The following is an 18946-nucleotide window of genomic DNA, read 5'->3' as shown; positions in this document are numbered from 1 at the left end:
AGAGGAACGAGGAGCTTACCTTGAGGCCTGCGAAAGCGCTTTGCAGGATGTCGAAAAGACCGCGTCACGTCAGGTTGTTCAGCAGCCACTCGATGAAGCTTCGCGCCAACGGATTGTTCTCACTGTCACGGTGCGTCAACAACGCCCAATTCGGCCCGCGAATGGTTTCCTCCACCAACGGTTGCAGCAGTCCGTTGTCACGCGCCTGCCGACTCAACAACTGGCTGACCAGCGCAATCCCTAACCCCGCGCACGCCGCGTCCAGCAGCAACCCGGGGTCGGAAAAATTCAACCCCTGATCCTTCTGCCCCACATCGATGCCGGCCTCGACGTCCCAATGGCTCCAGTCCATTTCCCGCTCGCCGTGCAAGGTGGTGCGCTGTTCGATGGGCACGGCCAATACATCGGGGTGGCACGCGGGATAGAGGCGGTCAGCGTGCAGCACCTTGAAGCTGCATTCGGCCTGGGAGCTGATGTCATCGCGCACCGCGAGGTCGATGGTCTGGGTGGTCATGTCCGGGACTTCATCGGTGCTGAAAATCCACAGATCGACTTCCGGATGTTGCCGGCGAAAATCCCCCAGGCGTGGCAGCAGCCAATGACGAGCGAACGTCGGCGTCGTGTTGAGTACCAGTTGATTGGGCTTCTGGTATTGCCCGAGGCGACGAATGCCGACCGACAATTGCTGCAACAACGCTTGCGTGGTGCTGAGCAAATCGTGGCCGGCATCGGTCAGGCTGACGCTGCGTCCACTGCGAAAAAACAGCGGCTGTTCAAGGTACGCCTCAAGCGTTCGAATCTGCTGGCTGATCGCCGATTGGGTCAGGTGCAGCTCGTCGGCGGCCTTGTGAAAACTGCCCAGGCGGGCAGCAGCCTCAAAGCCGCGAAGGGTGCTGAGCGGGGGCCAGTGCTTGAGCATATTGATAAGTTCCTCTAATCACTTTTCTGCAAAATCCATCGTTTGTTAGCCCGTTTTTACAGCCGTAGCATGCATGCCAGGACCGAAAAGGTCATTTTCATTGAACACAATGACTTAACTCAAGGGCGATTGTCATGCAGCAGAACGAACTTCAGAACAGCGGCTGGTTGATGCCGGCAGAATGGGTAAAGCACGCAGCGACCTGGATGGTCTGGCCACACAATCAGGCACTCTGGGAGTCGGGTTGGCGCGTCACCCTGGCACAAGTGCAAAAGGACTTCGCCGGGGTAGCCAATGCCATCGCCCGTTTCGAACCGGTGAAAATGGTCGTTGATCCGTCGGCTGTCGCGAGTGCCAAAGCGCTTTGTGGGCTAAACATCGAACTGATCGAATTGGCGGTAAACGACAGTTGGTGCCGCGACTCCGGCCCAAGCTTCGTTTGCCACCCGCAACAAGGGCTGGCCGGTGTGAGCTGGCGTTTCAATGCGTGGGGCGGCAAGTCGGCGCACGATCTGGATGAAGGCCTGGCGCGCCGTGCACTCAATCACCTGGGCTTGCCGTGCTTCGGCACTCCGCTGAGTAACGAAGGCGGGGCGATCCATGTCGACGGCGAGGGCACGCTGATCACCACCGAGTCGGTGTTGCTCAATCCTAACCGTAACCCTGGGATGACCAAGGCTGAGATGGAGGAGATTTTCACGCGTCTGCTGGGCGTGAAGAAAACCATCTGGCTGCCGGGCGATCCGGACTACGTGACCGGCGACATGACTGACGGCCATGTCGATGGCGTCTGCGCATTCGCACGCCCCGGCGTGTTGCTGGTGGACGCGACTCACGACAAGCAGTCGGTGTATGCCGAAGTGGCCCGCGAGAATCGCCGTGCGTTGGAACTGGCCACTGATGCCCAAGGCCGGAAGTTCGAGCTGATCGAGCTCTATGAAGCCACCGATGCGGTGGACACTGAGGCGGAAGTGTTCTGCGCCTCGTACACCAATTTCTACATCGCCAACGACGCGATCATCATGCCGGCCTACGGCATCGATGCCGACCACGCAGCGGCCGAAGTGTTGGCCCAGGCATTCCCTGGGCGTGAAGTGGTGCCGGTGCGGATCAACCATCTGGCCCATGGCGGCGGCGGGGTGCATTGCATCACCCAACAGCAGCCTGCCTGGCCAGTGAAGGGTTGATGCCATGACTCTATTGACGATTGCTACCACCCAAATGCCCTGCACCTGGGATTTGCCGCGCAACCTCGACCTTGCCGAGCAGTTGGTTCGCGAGGCCGCGGCGAAGGGCGCTCAAGTCATCCTGTTGCAGGAGCTGTTTGCCACGCCGTATTTCTGCATCGAGCAAAGCCACAAACACTTGGCACTGGCCGAAGAATATCAATACAGCCGTGTACTCAAACGCTTTGCTGCCTTGGCCAAGGAGTTGGGCGTGGTGCTGCCGCTGAGCTGGTTCGAGAAGGCCGGCAATGCCTATTTCAACTCTCTGAGTGTGGCTGATGCCGACGGACGTTTGTTGGGCGTGTATCGCAAGACCCACATCCCCAACGCCATCGGTTATCAGGAGAAGGAGTACTTCAGCCCCGGCGATACCGGTTTCCGGGTTTGGGACACGGCATTCGGGCGCCTCGGCGTGGGGATCTGCTGGGATCAGTGGTTCCCCGAGACCGCGCGTTGCCTGGCGTTGATGGGCGCTGAAGTCTTGCTGTTTCCCACCGCCATCGGTTCTGAACCTGGCTGCGCCGAGCTGGATTCCCGTGACCATTGGCAGATGACCATGCGTGGCCATGCGGCCGCGAACATCCTGCCTGTGGTGGCCGCCAATCGCGTCGGCCGAGAAGCGGCGACCACCGATCCGACCTTGCAAATGGGCTTCTATGGCTCGTCGTTCATCTGCAATCACAAAGGCAAAATGCTCGCCGAGGCCGACCGTGACAGCACTGGCGTGCTGGTGCACAGCCTGGACTTGAGCGCCATGCGCGAAGAGCGCCTGAGCTGGGGCATCTACCGTGACCGTCGCCCGGAGATGTACGGGGCGTTGTTGAGTCAGGACGGTCGTCACCTTCATGCACGCTGGAACACTCAAGGAGTTTGATATGGGCATTGCGCACACGTTGTTGCTCGGCACCTTGGGGTTGGCACTGGCCTCGTCGTCGCTGCACGCCGAAGAGAAAACCCTCAGACTGTACAACTGGGCCGATTATTTTGCCGAGGACACGCTGGCGAAATTCACCGCTGAAACCGGGATCAAAGTGATCTATGACGTCATGGATGGCAGCGAAACGCTGGAAGCCAAGATGCTCGCCGGTGGCAGCGGTTATGACCTGATCTTCCCTGGCGACACGGTGGCCGAACGTTTGATGCGCGCCGGCAGCCTGCTGCCGCTGGACCGCAGCAAACTCACCGCGCTGGACGACATCGAGCCCGGTTTGCAGAAACTGCGCAGGCAGTATGAAACCTCGAGTCAGGCCACTGTGCCTTACACATGGGGCACCATCGGCCTGACCTACAATGATGAGCAGATCAAACAGCGCTTGCCCGATGCTCCGGTCAACAGCCTCGATATGTTGTTCAAGCCGGAGCTGGCCGGCAAATTTGCCGACTGCGGTATTTCGATGATCGACTCACCGGATGAAGTGCTCGCCGTGGTGCTCAATTACCTCGGTCGGGAACCGCGCAGCGCCAAGCCCGAAGACCTCGTGGCGGCGAGTGAATTGCTGATGAAACTGCGGCCACACATTCGCAAGTTCCAGTCGCAGCCGGTGACCGATCTGGTTAATGGCAACCTGTGCGTGTCGCTCGGTTACAGCGGCGACATGACCCAGGCGCAACGGACGTCCGACAGCGCCGGCAAAAGCACCCGATTCGAGTACCGCATCCCCCGTGAAGGCACCACCGTGTGGATGGACACCATGGCGATTCCGGTCGATGCGAAACATCCGGAGTACGCTTATGCGTTCATCAACTTCGTCATGCGCCCGCAGAACATGGCCGACATCAGTAACTTCACCGGCTACCCGACCTCCAACGCCAAGGCGCGGCCGAGCGTCGATGCGACAATGCGCAACAACCCGGACATTTACCTCGATGAGGCCACCTATGCGCGGCTGATTCCGGGCAAGGACATCCCCCAATCCGATATGCGCGCGCGGATGCGCACCTGGACCAAGTTCAAGACGGCCACCGCAAAATGAGTTCACTTTCCAAGGATCAATACATGTCGACGCGTCGCGAGTTCATCAAGCAGGTTTCGGTCGTGGCGGGGATGGGGGCGGTTGCCTCCATCGGATTTGGCCTGACGCCTTTGTCCGCGCACGCAGCCACCCAGGTCGGTTGGCGCATGCCGGATGAGGGCGATCGCCACGAGCAAGCCTTCATTGCTTTTGGTGCACAAGAGGCGATCTGGGAGGATTTCACCGCCGACGTGCAAGCGGCCATTGGCCTGATTGCGCGCACCATCGCCCGCCATGAACCGGTTACCGTTTTCTGTCGCGAGCACGAGCGAAGCCTGGCCGAAGAGCATTGCGGCAAGAGCAACATCACCTACGTCGTCACCGAACTCGACGACATCTGGATGCGCGACATCGGCGCCAACTTCGTCATTGATGACAAGGGCGAACTTGGCGCCGTGGATTTCAACTTCAACGGCTGGGGCAACAAACAGCAGCACAGCGAAGATGCGCAACTGGCGGCACAGGTGGCCGACGCCACGGATGCGCGTTATCTGCGCAGCGAACTGGTGGGCGAGGGCGGCGGCATCGAAGTGGATGGTCACGGCACCGGGATCATGACCGAGAGCAGCTGGATCAATAAAAATCGCAACCCGGACTGGAGCAAGGCCGAGGTCGAGGAAGAACTGAAAGCCCGCTTGGGCCTGCGCAAAATCATTTGGCTGCCGGGCATCAAGGGCAAGGACATCACCGATGCCCATGTCGATTTCTACGCCCGTTTCGTCAAGCCTGGCGTGGTGATCGCCAACCTCGACAACGACCCCGAGTCATACGATTACAAGGTCACGCGGGCTCATCTGGACATTCTGAAAAATGCCACGGATGCCGATGGCCGCAAACTGCAGGTCCATACCGTGTCGCCGCCGCTCAACCCACGAAAGAGCAGGTTCAACCGCAACAACCCGGACTTTGCAGCGGGCTATATCAACTACTTCGTGATCAACGACGCTGTGATTGCGCCGGAGTTTGGTGACAAGGCGGCAGATGCCAAAGCCTTTGATCTGTTGTCCGGGCTCTATCCGGAGCGAGAGGTGGTGCAGCTCAACATCGACGCGATCTCGGCCGGCGGTGGCGGTATTCATTGTGTGACCAGTCATCAGCCGTTGGTTTAGTCTGCGATGCTCCACTGCTTGAGCCTGGTCGGGAGCTTTGTATGAAGGTTGGCGTGATTTCCGATACCCATGGACTGCTCCGCCCTGAGGCCCTTGCGGCTTTGGAGGGGTGTGAACGGATCATCCATGCGGGCGACATCGGCAGCTCCGAAATCCTTGAGCAGCTGGGGTCAATCGCTCCATTGTATGTCGTGCGCGGGAACAATGATCTTGATGCTCCCTGGGCAAAGGATCTTGCTGATTGCCTGCGTTTCGACCTGAACGGGTGGGAGGCGTTGCTGGTGCACGACATCGCCGATGTCCCGGCCGTGCTTGATGCGACGGTCAAACTGGTGATCACCGGCCATTCGCACAAGCCGTGCATCGAATGGCGCGGTGAAGTGCTTTATCTCAATCCGGGCAGTGCGGGGCGCAGGCGCTTCAAACTGCCGGTGACGCTGGCGTTGCTGGAGGTATTCGAGACTGCTTTAGAACCGCGCCTGGTCTCGTTGCTGGAGTGATGTGCGCGAAGCAAAAAACGGTTCGTTGGGTGCGCTCTACCGAAAATCGGAACTGAAGTTCGAGGAAGAGGGCCTGCTAACCTTTCGATTTGGCAGCAAGCTCAGGACAACAAATTTTCGCCATCCCCCAAACCGACAGTAAGACCATCAGTTGGTCGAAGTTTTTTTTCATGTTGTTCAATTTCCGCCCGCAATGCAGCAGCGCCGCTGCCTTCAAGCGCAATCGGTAGCACCGAGAGCCAATCCGGTCATCCCGGTCCAGGCGCTGTTTCCAGAGTCCTCCGTACCCGTCAAATCGCACATGGCGAAATTTTGATACTACACGTCGGGTTGACGGGAGCGACGAAGCGCTGACGACGATTATTGTTTTCGCACAAAAGCAGGAAACAATAATCATGCTGCCGTCGAACAAAAGAATTGATAGTCACGTTCACTTTTACACGTCGGATGATCTTCGCCGGGTGGCTGGCTCGCTGCCTTACACCTTGCCTGAACCGCATCCGCTGACGACTTATCTGGACAAGCTGATTGATGCCGGAGTGGTTCCGACAGTCATTAACAATGTCCATCTAAGTATCCTGCCTGATTCAGAAAACGTGTTTGCTTCGTTTGATGAACTGAAGAGTCTCCAGGCTGCGAATCCTTCGCGCTATGAGGACGTCAGGTTGGTCGGGACCATCAAGGCCGAACCCGCTTACGCCACCAAAGAACGCCTTTCGCACCCGCAGGTTATCGGCGCGCGAATCGTTCTGCACGATGCCAGGCCTGAAACGGTTTCCGATACGCGCTTCAATGATGAGCAATGGTCGGCGTTTTATGCGCGTCTGTTGCCGCACCAGCACCTGCACATTTATGCGAAAGAGGCTGAGACCAATCTGCGCGTATTGCGCCAGATCCCCGACGATGTGCGCGTCATCATCGATCATCTGGGCAGCTGCCACAGCGAGCGCGGCGCCACGGAGCCGGCCTACCTTGCGCTACTTGCCGAGGCGGGAAGGCGAGGCAACGTGTGGTTCAAGGGGCCGGGCTATCGCACCTCGGTCTCTCCCGTGGAAACCGCACGTTTCGTCACGCAAATAATCAGCGCCCTCGGCGCCGACAAGATTCTCCTGGAAGCCACCGACGCCCCTCATGTGGGAACCGACAACAACGGTGTGGCGTATTCCGAGCTGTTTGATTTGCCCAGCGCTTTCGATTTCGTCGATGCCGTTGCGCAGCTTGTTTCTACAGAAACCCGAATTCCCGTTGGCCAACTTCTTCGAGGAGCTTCTGGCCAGTTGGTTAGTTGATCTACGCCCACACTCACACTTCGAGATACCCAGCGATGACGAACATCATTACCCAAGAAATCAACTTTGCCGTTCAGTACGGCGATGAAACCCTGAGCCTCAAAGGCACGGTCTTTCAGCCAGAACAAATCGACGCGGCACTTCCACCCGTCATCTTCAACTCCGGCTTCACCGGCGGCGTCACCATGTACGGTCAGCTGTTCGGCCGTGCCCTGGCGGCCCGGGGCTATCGAGTCATGACGTATGACGTGGCGGGTTTCTTTTCCAACAAATACATCCGCAACACGATTAAGGCCGCAGGCATCGAGATCACCGATGTCAGCCTGGAAGACCAGAAGGATGAAGTCCTCGGCGCCGTAGCCTGGGCACGAGACAATTTTGGCGAGATGCCAGTCGTGGCGTCCTGGGCGATGGGCTCGACTGCGAGCCTCGGCGCGGTGGCTGAACTCGCCGCAGCGGGTGGCGAGCAGATCCGGTTTTGGGTGCCGATGAGCTACACCAACATCAGCAAGTTGCAAGCCTTGCGCACCGACAAAGCCGCCGCCGACGCTGCGATCCAGCAATTGGCGGATGACGCGCCGATCCCGCCGTTTGATACCGGGACCGAATCGACTCGTCTGGGTTATTACCCGCTCGATCCTGAAACCCAGGCCTACGTTGATCAGCAACTGGGCGGCTACACCGAAGCGGGCGGCGCCGACCGTTGGCCTGGCTGCACGCATGTGACGGCAAAATCCTACAAGTCCTATGTGGCGTATGACCCGGAGCAGTCCATCGAGGGGGCAAAAGGCTTCCCGCCAGCGCTGATCATCCACGGCGCCGAGAACACCCTGCACATGCCGTCGGAATCCGAGCGTCTGCACCGGCACTACCCGGGTGATGCAGGTGCGGGTGCGCTGATCATCCCGCACATGCAGCATGGCCAGCAGAATCAGGTCGACAGCCCTGTTTTCAAATCGATGATCCAGAGCATCGACGAAGCGATCCGCGCGCGCAGCTGATCTGCTCGCCACTCTCCTGCGGGACCTTGCAATGAGGTCTCGCAGCGTTCGTCGTTGCGAGGAATCGATCTGGCTGAATGCGTGCCAAGGCCCTAACATAGCGTGTCCAAAGCCACTCCCTCGGGCTGGCCTGAGCCGTGATGTCTGAACGGCTGGACCCACTCATGACAAGGATCTGGCGATGACAAGCCCCATTGAAGCAGCGACGCCAGTGAACGGTTACACAACCAAGCGAATCGGCCTGCTCATACTCCCTCAGTTTTCCATGATGGCATTGGCTGGCGCCAGCGAGCCGCTGCGGGCGGCGAACCGGCTTTCCGGGAAAACGCTGTATGAGTGGACCCTGCTCACGGAGTCCGGCGGGCCGGTCAGTTCCAGCAGTGGTATCGAAATCCAGACCGTGCCGATTGATCAAGCGCCCGAGGTCGATCGCGTTTTTGTCCTGGCGAGCCTGGACATCGAACATCAGAAACCGCCGAAAATGCTGCGCTTTCTACAGCGCGCTGCGTCCCGTGGTGTCACCGTTGGCGCACTGAGTACCGGTACGTTCATTCTTGCCCGTGCCGGGTTACTGGAAGGGAAGCGGTGCACGTTGCACTGGGAGTCGATCGGTCAGTTTGCCGAAGAGTTCCCCACCATCGAAGTCACCAAAGAACTGTACGTCAACCATGGAAATCGCTGGACCTGCGCCGGGGGGACGGCGGCCATCGACCTCATGCTGGCGCAGATCGCGCTGGATTTCGGTAACCCACTGGCCGCGAGCATCGCCGAGCAATTCCTGCACGCACGGATACGGGCGCCGGAAGAACATCAGCGGATGTCGATCCAGTGGCGGTTCGGGATTCACGATCGACGGCTCACGGCGGCCATTGCCGCCATGGAAGACAACCTGGAAAACATTGTCGGCATCGAAGAGATCGCCGACCGGTGCAATCTGTCCCATCGTCAGCTGGAGCGCTTGTGGCACCAGCACTTCGGGATGACCCCGAAAAAATTCTATCTGGAGCTCAGGCTCAACGAAGCACGCCGGTTGCTGCGTGAAAGCACCCAGCCCATTGCGTCCATTGCCTACAGCTGCGGCTTCGTTTCTGCCTCGCATCTGGGGGCCGCCTACCGTCGCGTGTGGGGATGCACGCCGGGTGAAGAGCGGCGGAAATTTGATGATGCCCATTCCTGATTTCAGCCCTTGGTAAATTGGCGTCAATCCCTCGCCAACCCCCACCGAGCAATCCTCCCCGCAAAACCCAATAGCTAGCTAATGACTTGGCCCGACAGCAGGTGCGCACTGGCGGGCCTGGGTGATTTGGCGATCCTGTATGCTTTCTTCATGACTCGATCCTTCACATCGCACCGCACGCGGTCGGGTCTCGTGACGTCGGTTTTTTGATAGAAATCGTCGAACTCAAAGCGCAGGCTCCGTTCGTGAGCGCGGTAAGGTTCCTTACAAATCCGGCGTCCACTTCCAGATGCTCAGCCGGCAAAAACAACAATGACGTAAAGAAGGCCTATCAACCATGGAAACCTTGAGTTTCATTCTGGAAAACGGCGGGCTGATCAGCCTGCTCCTCGGACAGCACCTGCTCATCGTGGCGGTAGCGGTGGGGCTGGCGATTCTGACCGGCGTGCCTGTCGGGATCGCGATATCCCAGCACCCCAGAACCCGCCGGTGGGTCCTGGCCTTCGCCGCTGTGCTGATGACCATTCCTTCTGCCGCGCTGTTCGGGCTGATGATTCCGGTCTTGTCCCTGATTGGCTATGGGATCGGCGTTGTACCGGCGGTCATTGCGCTGTTTCTGTATTCGCAGTTGCCCATCATCCGCAACACCACCACCGCGATCTCCAATATCGATCCTGCCTTGCGCGAAGCGGCAATCGGGATGGGCATGTCCACCTGGCAACGGCTGCGCAAGGTCGAGCTGCCGATTGCGGTCCCTCTGATCATGGCCGGCGTCAGGATGGCTACGGTCATCAATATCGGGATCGCCGCCATCGCCGCCTACATCGGCGCCGGCGGTCTGGGCAGCCTGATCATTCGCGGCATCGCCCAATCGGATACCCGGCAGCTGCTGGCCGGCGCCATCGTCATCAGCGTCATTGCCATTGCGGCTGACTATGCCCTGTACGCCTTGCAGCGCCTCCTGACGCCGAAAGGCCTGAACAAGAACAAAGTGGCCACTGGCCGAATGAAGGAAGCGACGACGTGATCCAGATCGAAAACCTGAACAAAAAATTTGGCTCAATCACCGCCGTAGAAGATGTCTCGTTCAACGTTGAAGAGGGACAGATCTGCGTACTGCTCGGGCCGTCGGGTTGTGGCAAAACCACGACGCTGAAGATGATCAACCGCCTGATCACGCCCACGTCGGGCACCATCAGAATCGGTGGTCGCGATACGGCCGAACTGGACAGCGTCACGCTCAAGCGATCCATCGGCTACGTGATTCAGCAAGTCGGTCTGTTCCCGAACATGACCGTCGAGGAAAACATTTGCGTCGTCCCCAATCTGTTGGGTTGGGACAAGAACAAAAGCCGCAAGCGAGCGGCGGAATTACTGGAAGTGGTCGCGCTGGATCCGTCGAAATTCCTCAAGCGCTACCCGTGTGAACTCTCGGGTGGCCAACAGCAGCGCGTCGGGGTTGCCCGCGCCTTGGCCGCGGACCCGCCGGTGATGTTGATGGACGAACCGTTTGGTGCGATCGACCCGATCAACCGGGATGTGATCCAGGACGAGTTCATGCGCATCCAGCGCCAGGTCGGGAAGACCGTGCTCTTTGTCAGTCACGACATCGACGAAGCCGTGAAGATGGCGGACTGTGTCGCGCTGTTCCACAACGGCAAGATCGAGCAGTTCGGCAGCTCGGATGACCTGTTGGCCCGGCCCAACAGCGAGTTCGTGGCGAATTTCATGGGCGGCGACCGGATCATGAAGCGCCTGCGTCTGCTGCGGGCGGCGGATGTCGCCAGCAAGATCCCGCCAAGGGAACAGATGCAGATCGTGGGCGGCAACAGCGCCATCTCCACACGCTCGCAACTGGTGGTGAAACCCGGAGATGACCTGCGCCAGGTGCTTTCGCAGCTACTGGGGCGCGGCCAGGACTGGGCGCTGTGCAACGACAGCGACGGGCGCTTTATCGGCTACGTCCATCAGACCGACATCCTGGCAAGGCTTGTCGACAACATTACTCCGGCGGTGCACTGACGATGTCTGACTTGATGATCAGATTTTGGCAAGGGCTTCAGTTTTACTGGGGCGATATCAGCTACCTCACGGTTCAGCATCTGCAGATCGTGGCCATCAGTGGCGCCCTGGCGCTGGCCGTAGCGCTGCCACTCGGCGTCTGGATGAGCCGTCCCGCGAACCAGCGCTACGCCATGGCCAGCATGCAGTTCCTCAATGTCGGGCAGGCGATTCCCAAGCTCGCACTGCTGGCGTTGGCCATGAGCTTCATCGGCGTAGGCAGTGGCGCGGCCATCATCGGCTTGTTTGTCGCGACGTTGTTGCCGGTGGCGGTCAACACCTATGAAGGGTTGCGCGCGGTGCCGCAGCACTTGGTGGAGGCGGCCGAGGCCATGGGCATGACGCCTGCGCAAACCCTGTGGAAAGTCGAAATCCCGAATGCGATGAACGTGATTTTCGCCGGCATCCGCACGGCGCTCGCCATCAACGTCGGTACCGCGCCGCTGGCCTTTCTGGTCGGCGGAGGAGGGCTGGGCGAGTTGATCTTTACCGGCATCGACCTGAACGACTTCGGCATGATGTTGGCCGGTGCCGCGTCAACCGCTCTGTTGGCGATTGCGGTCGACCTGTCGTGCGGCTTGATCCAGAACGTTGCCGTGTCGCGGGGCTTGAGGTTGGCCGGGCGCGAATGAATTAGATAACCATCGATAAAAACCAATAATACGAGGTGCACCATGATTCATCGAATGCTAGTCAGTCTGATCTGTACGCTGAGTCTTGTTTCAGGTGTCGTGGGCAGTGCTTCTGCCAACAGCACGATAGTGGTCGGCGGCAAGAAGTTCACCGAACAGCAGCTGGTGGCGGAAATGACCACGCAATTGTTGCGCGCCAATGGCTACAACGTCGATAAGCGTCCGGATTTGGGTTCGTCGGTATTACGCGCGGCACAAGAGAACGGTCAGGTCGATGTGTATTGGGAATACACCGGCACTTCGCTGATCACTTACAACAAAGTCATGGACAAGCTGAGTGCCGAGGAAACGTATAAGAAGATCAGCACCCTTGATGCAGAGAAGGGCATCACGTGGTTGAACCCGTCAAAAGCCAACAACACTTACGCATTTGCCATGCGTAAGGACGAGGCCGATAAGGATGGCATCGTCTCGATCAGCGACCTGGCAAAAAACATCGGAGCAGGCAAAGTCTATAAATTCGCCTCCAACGCTGAGTTCTTTTCGCGGCCCGATGGCTTGCAGCCTCTTCAAAAGACCTACGACTTTGAGTTCGAACGCAAGAACGTCGTGCGCATGGACGGTGGGCTGACCTATCAGGCGCTTCGGGATGGCCAGGTGAATGTGGCGTTGGTGCTGTCGACTGACGGGCGGATTCCAGCCTTTGGCTTTGTTGTGCTGAAGGACGATAAAGGCTTTTTCCCCAGCTATGCGCTGACGCCGGTGATTCGTACTGAAGTCTTCAAAGAGAATCCGAAGATCGGCGAATTGCTCAATGCGCTCTCTTCCAAACTGGACGACGAAACCATTGCCGGCCTCAACTCCCGGGTCGACGTAGGCCGTGAGTCGATCGAGAGCGTGTCCAAGGAATTCCTGCAGCACAGCAAGTTGCTCTAATTCATGCATCACACACATTAACTGTAGGAGCCGGCTTGCTGCGGGCCCCTACAGGGAACGCGTTCGCCTGGAGAATCATTAATGCAGTCGATTAAAAAGTTCGTGGCATGGTCATTCGTGATGTTTGCGGCAAGTGCTCAGGCCGATGTCGCCATCGACCACATGACGCTCGCCGATATGCGGCAGGCGTTGAACAACGGGACGATCGCTTCCGAGCAACTGGTCAGGCATTACCTGGATAACATTCGCGCCAACAATCACCAGGGCCAAAACATCAACGCGCTGGTGACGATCAATGAAACGGCGATCGAACAGGCGCGGAAATGGGATGCCCAACGAGCCAAAAATCCCACTGCTCAATATGCGCCTCTGGCCGGTATTCCCTTTGTCGCGAAGGACAACTTTGATACCCGCGGCATGGTCACCTCTGGTGGTTCTTATGTGTTGCGTTCCTCTCTGCCGAACCAGGATGCATTCACCGTCAAGAAGCTGATCGACGGGCAAGCGATTCTTCTCGGTAAAGCCAACATGTCCGAACTGGCTGCATCCTTTGGCTGGTTTGGCTACAGCTCGTTTGGCGGGCAGACGCTGAATCCCAACAACACCAAGCGCGATGCGTCTGGCTCCAGCAGCGGCTCGGCTGCGGCGGTGGCGGCGAAATTTGCGCCTTTTGCGTTGGGGTCGGATACCAGCGGGTCGATCCGGGCGCCGGCCAGCGTCACCGGTACCGTGGGCTTTCGACCTTCGCTAGGGCTGATCAGTCGCAGCGGCATCATTCCGCTGTCGCTCGCGTTCGATACCGGTGGAGTGATCACCCGCAGTGTGGTGGATCAGGCAATCGTGCTGGATGCGATCAAGGGCCAGGACAACAGCGATTCCGCGACTCTCGACGTGGCTTCAGACCGCATACAGTTTGAGCAAGCACTGGACCGTACCTCACTGAAAGGCAAGACCATCGGGGTCATCACAAACTTCAAAGGCGCAAACCCTGAGGTGGATGCGGTTTTCACGGCCGCTCAGGAAACGCTTGCCAAGCGGGGGGCTCATGTCGTCGCCATTGACCTGCCAAAGGGCTTTGAAACGCTTTGGAGCGATGTGTTGGGCCCGGTGGGGGAGAGCGAATTCAAGCCGCAATTCGAACGCTACCTGGCAACCCTCGGTGCCAACCAACCGCGGACGCTGGAAGGGTTTCTGGGGCTTGCCAGGAAAAATCAGGCCGAAAATGGTCCGCACGGAATGAACCCGGCGCGCCTGGCCGGGCTGGAAGCGCTATCGAAAACCAATAGCACCGATTCGCCGTTGTACATCTCGATCCTCTCCAGAAAGATTCCGCAATTGCGTGCGCAACTGATGGGCATCATGCAGAAGAACAAAGTGGACAGCCTGTTTTTCGCGACCATCAATTGCCCGGCGTCGGTGGTTCATGGCGTGACGGATGACAGTTACGACTGCAAGGCCGGTGATACCTATGCGTCTTCGTACATTGCCTCCGCGACCGGGTTCCCCGAGATCACGGTTCCTGCGGGCACCATCAAGGGCAATTTGCCGGTGGGTGTTTCGTTCCTGGGCGGCTATGGGGAAGACGCCAAGGTGGTGAGTTTCGGGTACTCGTTTCTTGAGCGGTAGGTTTGCCTGATGCACCGCGTTGCCCGGATCGCCAGCAAGCCGGCTCCTACAGGATTGGGGTGTTCATTGATCGGGTGAACGACGCCTGCCTTGTAGGAGCTGGCTTGCCAGCGATGGCGGTTTGTCTGGCACACCGGGTTGCCCGGATCGCCAGCAAGCCGGCTCCTACGGAATTGGGGTGTTCATTGATCGGGTGAGCGACGCCTGCCTTGTAGGAACTGGCTTGCCAGCGATGGCGGTTTGTCTGGCACACCGGGTTGCCCGGATCGCCGGCAAGCCGGCTCCTACAGGATTGGGGTGAGGCTGGGTCTTGTGTGCGCCGCTGCACTGTAGGAGCCGGCTTGCTGGCGATGCAGACGACGCGGTGCATCGGCGGACGTCGTCATATCTGCGCCAGCAACCAGGTACGGAACGCGATCAGCGACGGCAGCCTTTCGTTGCGCGGTGGATAGGTCAGGTAGTAACTGCGCTGGCTGGCGAAGGGTTGGTCCAGGCTGATCAGCTCGCCGTTGGCCAGCTCGTCGGTCACCAGGATGCGCGGCACCAGACCGATACCAATGCCCGCTCTCACGGCCTGGATCAGGTGTGAAGTGAGTTCGAAACTCGGCCCCAGCCGCATCATTCGATGGGGCAGGCCGTGGTGGCTGAACCACTCACCCCAGACGTTGGCGTTGTTCGCGACGTTGAGCAGCGTCTGTCCGCCGATGCGTTCCGGGGTCCAGGCGTCATGGGCCTCGGCCGCTTCTGGAGAAATGATCACCATCAACTCTTCCGTGTGCAGGCGATGGCTGATCAGGCCCGGCGAGTCGGCCGTGCCGACGACGATCGCGGCATCGATGCCACTGGTTTCGAAGTCGATGGCTTCGATCCGGGAGTTGATGTGCACCAGCATGCCGGGATGGGTTTTGTAGAAGTCGTGAAGGCGCGGCAATAACCATTTCGAACCGAACGTGGGCAATGTGGCCAGGCGCAAGGTGCCGCTGCCTGACTGATAAGCCAGCGCCTGCAATGTGGCGCTGCGGATGCGCCCGAGCGCGTCGCTCATTTCCCGCTGGTAAAGACGACCGACGTCGGTCAATTGCACCTGCCGACCTTCGCGACGAAACAGCGTCAGGCCCAGTTGCTGCTCCAGCGCCTGGACTTGCCTGCTGACGGCGCTTTGGGTCAGTGACAGCTCCAGCGCGGCGCGGGTATAGCTTTCATGCCGGGCGGCGGCTTCAAAAGCCAACAGCAAGGACATGGACGGGGTGAGATGGCGGTAATTCATTCGTAAAAGTCATCGATAGCGGCAGGATTATCCGTTTGTCCGGCACCAAAACCTACAGGATCATTGGCTTAGCCGACGACCTGAGGCTGACCTATTAATGCTCAGGCGACAAGTATTTTGATTTCCGTGATTAGACCTACAAGAGATTCTCCAGCGATGATCGCCCAGTTGCCTACCGCTGCACCCGCCGCACAGTACCCGGAATTCCTCCAGGCCTTGCGTGCCGCCGGTTTCCGCGGTCAGCTCAGTGCCGACTATGCCACCCGCACCGTGCTGGCGACCGATAACTCGATTTACCAGCGTCTGCCGCAAGCGGCGGTGTTCCCACTGGATGCAGACGACATCGTGCGCATCGCAACATTGATGGCCGAACCGCGCTTTCGCCAGATCAAGCTGACCCCACGTGGCGGCGGCACCGGCACCAACGGCCAGTCGTTGACCGACGGCATCGTGGTTGACCTGTCGCGACACATGAACACCATCCTCGAAATCAACGTCGCCGAACGTTGGGTGCGGGTGCAGGCAGGCGTGGTCAAAGACCAGCTCAATGCCGCGCTCAAACCTCATGGATTGTTTTTCGCCCCGGAGCTGTCGACGTCCAACCGGGCCACCGTTGGCGGCATGATCAACACGGACGCCAGCGGCCAGGGCAGTTGCACCTATGGCAAGACCCGCGATCATGTGCTGGAACTGGACAGCGTAATGCTCGGCGGTGAGCGCCTGCACAGCCAGCCGCTGTCCGATGCACAGCTGGAAGCTGCATGTGCGCAACCCGGCCGTATTGGCGAGGTGTACCGCACCGCGCGGCAGATCCAGGAAACCCAGGCCGAGCTGATCGAGGCGGTGTTCCCCAAACTCAATCGCTGCCTGACCGGTTACGACCTGGCGCACCTGCGCGACGAGCAGGGGCGTTTCAACCTCAATAGCGTGCTGTGCGGTGCGGAAGGTTCGTTGAGTTACCTCGTCGAAGCCAAGCTCAACGTGCTGCCGATTCCCAAGTATTCGGTGCTGGTGAACGTGCGCTACAGCAGCTTCATGGATGCGCTGCGCGATGCCAATGCATTGCTGGCACACAAGCCGCTGTCCATCGAAACCGTGGACTCCAAAGTGTTGCTGCTGGCGATGAAAGACATCGTCTGGCACAGCGTCGCCGAGTATTTCCCGACGGATGCCGAGCGCCCGACGCTGGGTATCAACCTGGTTGAATTCAGCGGCGAAGACCTGTCGGAGGTGAACGCTCGCGTGGCGTCGTTTGTGACGCATTTGCAGGCCGATACGACGATCGAACGGCTGGGCCACACGCTGGCCGAAGGTGCTGAAGCGGTGACCCGTGTCTACACCATGCGTAAGCGCTCCGTCGGGCTATTGGGCAACGTCGAAGGCGAAGTCCGCCCGCAGCCGTTTGTTGAAGACACCGCCGTACCGCCTGAGAAACTGGCCGACTACATCACCGAGTTCCGCGCATTGCTCGACAGCCATGGCCTGGCCTACGGCATGTTCGGTCACGTCGATGCCGGCGTGTTGCATGTGCGTCCGGCGCTGGACATGAAAGACCCGAAGCAGGCCGCGCTGGTCAAGCCGATTTCCGATGCCGTGGCCGAGCTGACCCGGCGTTATGGCGGGCTGTTGTGGGGCGAGCACGGCAAGGGTTTGCGCTCGGAATATGTCCCCGATTTTTTTGGCGAACTGTACCCGGCGCTGCAATCGCTCAAGGGCGCGTTCGACCCGCACAATCAGCTCAACCCCGGCAAGATCTGCACCCCGCCGGATGCGACCCAAGGCTTGCTCAAGGTCAACGAAGTGACGCTGCGCGGTGATCTGGATCGACAAATCGATGAACGCGTTTGGCAGAGTTTCGGTAGCGCCGTGCACTGCAACGGCAACGGCGCTTGCTACAACTATGACCCCAACGATGCGATGTGCCCCTCGTGGAAAGCCACCCGGGAACGCCAGCATTCGCCGAAGGGCAGGGCGTCATTGATTCGCGAGTGGTTGCGTCTGCAAGGCGCGGCCAATATTGATGTGTTGCAAGCGGCCCGGGGCAAGTTGACGTGGTTGAGCGGGTTGCCGACGCGGCTGCGCAACAACCTGGCGCGCTCGCGCGGCGAGGCGGATTTCTCCCATGAGGTGTACGACGCCATGGCAGGCTGCCTGGCCTGTAAATCCTGCGCGGGACAATGCCCGGTCAAGGTCAATGTCCCGGAATTCCGCTCGCGTTTTCTCGAGCTGTATCACGGTCGCTATCAACGCCCGATGCGCGATTATCTGATCGGCTCGCTGGAGTTCACCATTCCCTACATGGCCTACGCGCCGGGCCTGTACAACGCGGTGATGGGTTCGAATTGGGTGAGTCGTTTGCTGGAGCGACACGTCGGCATGCTCGACAGTCCGCTGATCCACCGCTTCGACCTGCAGAACACGTTGACCCGCTGCAAAGTCGCTGTCGCCAGCGTGCCCGCCCTGCGCGAACTGACTGCCGCGCAACGTGAGCGAAGCGTGGTGTTGGTGCAGGACGCCTTCACCCGCTACTTTGAAACGCCGCTGTTGGCGAGCTATATCCAGTTGGCGCATCAGTTGGGCTACCGCGTGTTTCTGGCGCCCTACAGTGCCAACGGCAAGCCTTTGCACGTGCAGGGTTTCCTCGGTGCATTCGCCAAAGCGGCGATCCGCAATGCCAATCAGCTCAAGGCCCTGGCCGACTGTGGCGTGCCGTTGGTTGGCCTGGACCCGGCGATGACGCTGGTCTATCGCCAGGAATATCAGAAAGTGCCGGGCCTCGACGGCTGCCCGAAAGTCTTGCTGCCCCAGGAGTGGCTGGTTGATGTGTTGCCTGAAAGGTCCCGTCACGCTGATCAGACGTTCCGTTTGATGGCGCACTGCACCGAGAAGACCAACGTCCCGGCCAGCACCTCGCAATGGGAAACCGTGTTTGCCAGGCTTGGGCTGAAGCTGGTGACCGAGGCAACCGGCTGTTGCGGCATGTCGGGCACCTACGGCCACGAAGCGCGCAACCAGGAGACCTCGCGGACTATCTTCGAGCAGTCATGGGCGGGCAAGCTGGACAAGGCGGGTGAAGCGCTGGCGACGGGGTATTCGTGCCGCAGCCAGGTCAAGCGCCTGGCCAGCAAGCAACTGCGTCACCCGCTGGAGGTGGTGTTGGAGCATGTGCTCGTTGAGTGAAGAGTAGGGCG

The 18946-nt window shown here is 59.4% G+C and carries 16 protein-coding genes; 14 read left to right on the top strand and 2 right to left on the bottom strand.

Annotated features, from left to right (window positions below):
• Window positions 1–64: 64 nt before the first annotated feature.
• On the bottom strand, window positions 65–919 hold the full coding sequence (locus IB245_RS18595) for a LysR substrate-binding domain-containing protein (protein WP_008027147.1): 855 nt from the start codon (window positions 917–919) through the stop codon (window positions 65–67).
• A gap of 134 nt (window positions 920–1053) precedes the next feature.
• On the opposite strand from IB245_RS18595, the gene IB245_RS18590 reads away from it, so the two are divergent.
• From IB245_RS18590 to IB245_RS18530, 13 genes are all read left to right on the top strand, one after another.
• Window positions 1054–2106, top strand: coding sequence for an agmatine/peptidylarginine deiminase (locus IB245_RS18590; RefSeq protein ID WP_192228277.1), 1053 nt, complete (start codon window positions 1054–1056; stop codon window positions 2104–2106).
• Window positions 2107–2110: 4 nt separating this feature from the next.
• Window positions 2111–3019: an N-carbamoylputrescine amidase gene (aguB, locus tag IB245_RS18585; protein WP_192228276.1), complete on the top strand. Its 909-nt coding sequence runs from the start codon at window positions 2111–2113 to the stop codon at window positions 3017–3019.
• Between the two features lies 1 nt (window position 3020).
• Entirely contained in the window at window positions 3021–4118 is a 1098-nt protein-coding gene (locus IB245_RS18580; RefSeq protein WP_192228275.1) for an extracellular solute-binding protein, read from the top strand.
• A 23-nt stretch (window positions 4119–4141) separates the two neighbouring features.
• Entirely contained in the window at window positions 4142–5266 is a 1125-nt protein-coding gene (locus IB245_RS18575) for an agmatine/peptidylarginine deiminase (RefSeq protein WP_192228274.1), read from the top strand.
• Between the two features lie 41 nt (window positions 5267–5307).
• The gene (locus IB245_RS18570) at window positions 5308–5766 is read left to right on the top strand and encodes a metallophosphoesterase family protein (RefSeq protein ID WP_192228273.1); all 459 of its coding nucleotides are present in this window, start codon (window positions 5308–5310) and stop codon (window positions 5764–5766) included.
• Between the two features lie 395 nt (window positions 5767–6161).
• Entirely contained in the window at window positions 6162–7055 is an 894-nt protein-coding gene (locus IB245_RS18565) for an amidohydrolase family protein (RefSeq protein ID WP_192228272.1), read from the top strand.
• A gap of 35 nt (window positions 7056–7090) precedes the next feature.
• Window positions 7091–8056: an alpha/beta fold hydrolase gene (locus IB245_RS18560; RefSeq protein ID WP_008038933.1), complete on the top strand. Its 966-nt coding sequence runs from the start codon at window positions 7091–7093 to the stop codon at window positions 8054–8056.
• A 181-nt stretch (window positions 8057–8237) separates the two neighbouring features.
• Entirely contained in the window at window positions 8238–9233 is a 996-nt protein-coding gene (locus IB245_RS18555) for a GlxA family transcriptional regulator (protein WP_008038932.1), read from the top strand.
• A gap of 337 nt (window positions 9234–9570) precedes the next feature.
• On the top strand, window positions 9571–10260 hold the full coding sequence (locus tag IB245_RS18550) for an ABC transporter permease (protein ID WP_192228271.1): 690 nt from the start codon (window positions 9571–9573) through the stop codon (window positions 10258–10260).
• Window positions 10257–11255: an ABC transporter ATP-binding protein gene (locus tag IB245_RS18545; RefSeq protein ID WP_192228270.1), complete on the top strand. Its 999-nt coding sequence runs from the start codon at window positions 10257–10259 to the stop codon at window positions 11253–11255. The genes IB245_RS18550 and IB245_RS18545 overlap by 4 nt, the downstream gene beginning before the upstream one ends.
• Before the next feature lie 14 nt (window positions 11256–11269).
• A complete protein-coding gene (locus IB245_RS18540) occupies window positions 11270–11926 on the top strand; it encodes an ABC transporter permease (protein ID WP_223553164.1) in 657 nt (218 codons plus the stop codon).
• Between the two features lie 54 nt (window positions 11927–11980).
• Window positions 11981–12862, top strand: a complete 882-nt coding sequence (locus IB245_RS18535; RefSeq protein ID WP_223553166.1) for a glycine betaine ABC transporter substrate-binding protein — start codon at window positions 11981–11983, stop codon at window positions 12860–12862.
• A gap of 81 nt (window positions 12863–12943) precedes the next feature.
• Window positions 12944–14488 carry an amidase family protein gene (locus IB245_RS18530; protein ID WP_192228268.1) on the top strand — a complete coding sequence of 515 codons (1545 nt, stop codon included), beginning with the start codon at window positions 12944–12946 and terminating at the stop codon, window positions 14486–14488.
• Between the two features lie 382 nt (window positions 14489–14870).
• On the opposite strand, the gene IB245_RS18525 is transcribed toward IB245_RS18530, so the two are convergent.
• The gene (locus tag IB245_RS18525) at window positions 14871–15755 is read right to left on the bottom strand and encodes a LysR substrate-binding domain-containing protein (RefSeq protein ID WP_192228267.1); all 885 of its coding nucleotides are present in this window, start codon (window positions 15753–15755) and stop codon (window positions 14871–14873) included.
• 156 nt (window positions 15756–15911) lie between these two features.
• Here IB245_RS18525 and IB245_RS18520 point away from each other — a divergent pair, with 156 nt between their 5' ends.
• Complete coding sequence (locus IB245_RS18520) at window positions 15912–18935, top strand: FAD-binding and (Fe-S)-binding domain-containing protein (RefSeq protein WP_192228266.1); 3024 nt, start codon at window positions 15912–15914, stop codon at window positions 18933–18935.
• The last annotated feature ends 11 nt before the right edge of the window (window positions 18936–18946 follow it).

It is taken from the genome of Pseudomonas sp. PDM02 (genome assembly GCF_014852285.1).
In the GTDB taxonomy this organism is placed as follows: Bacteria; Pseudomonadota; Gammaproteobacteria; order Pseudomonadales; family Pseudomonadaceae; genus Aquipseudomonas; species Aquipseudomonas migulae.
This window is presented reverse-complemented; position numbering and strand designations above follow the sequence as displayed.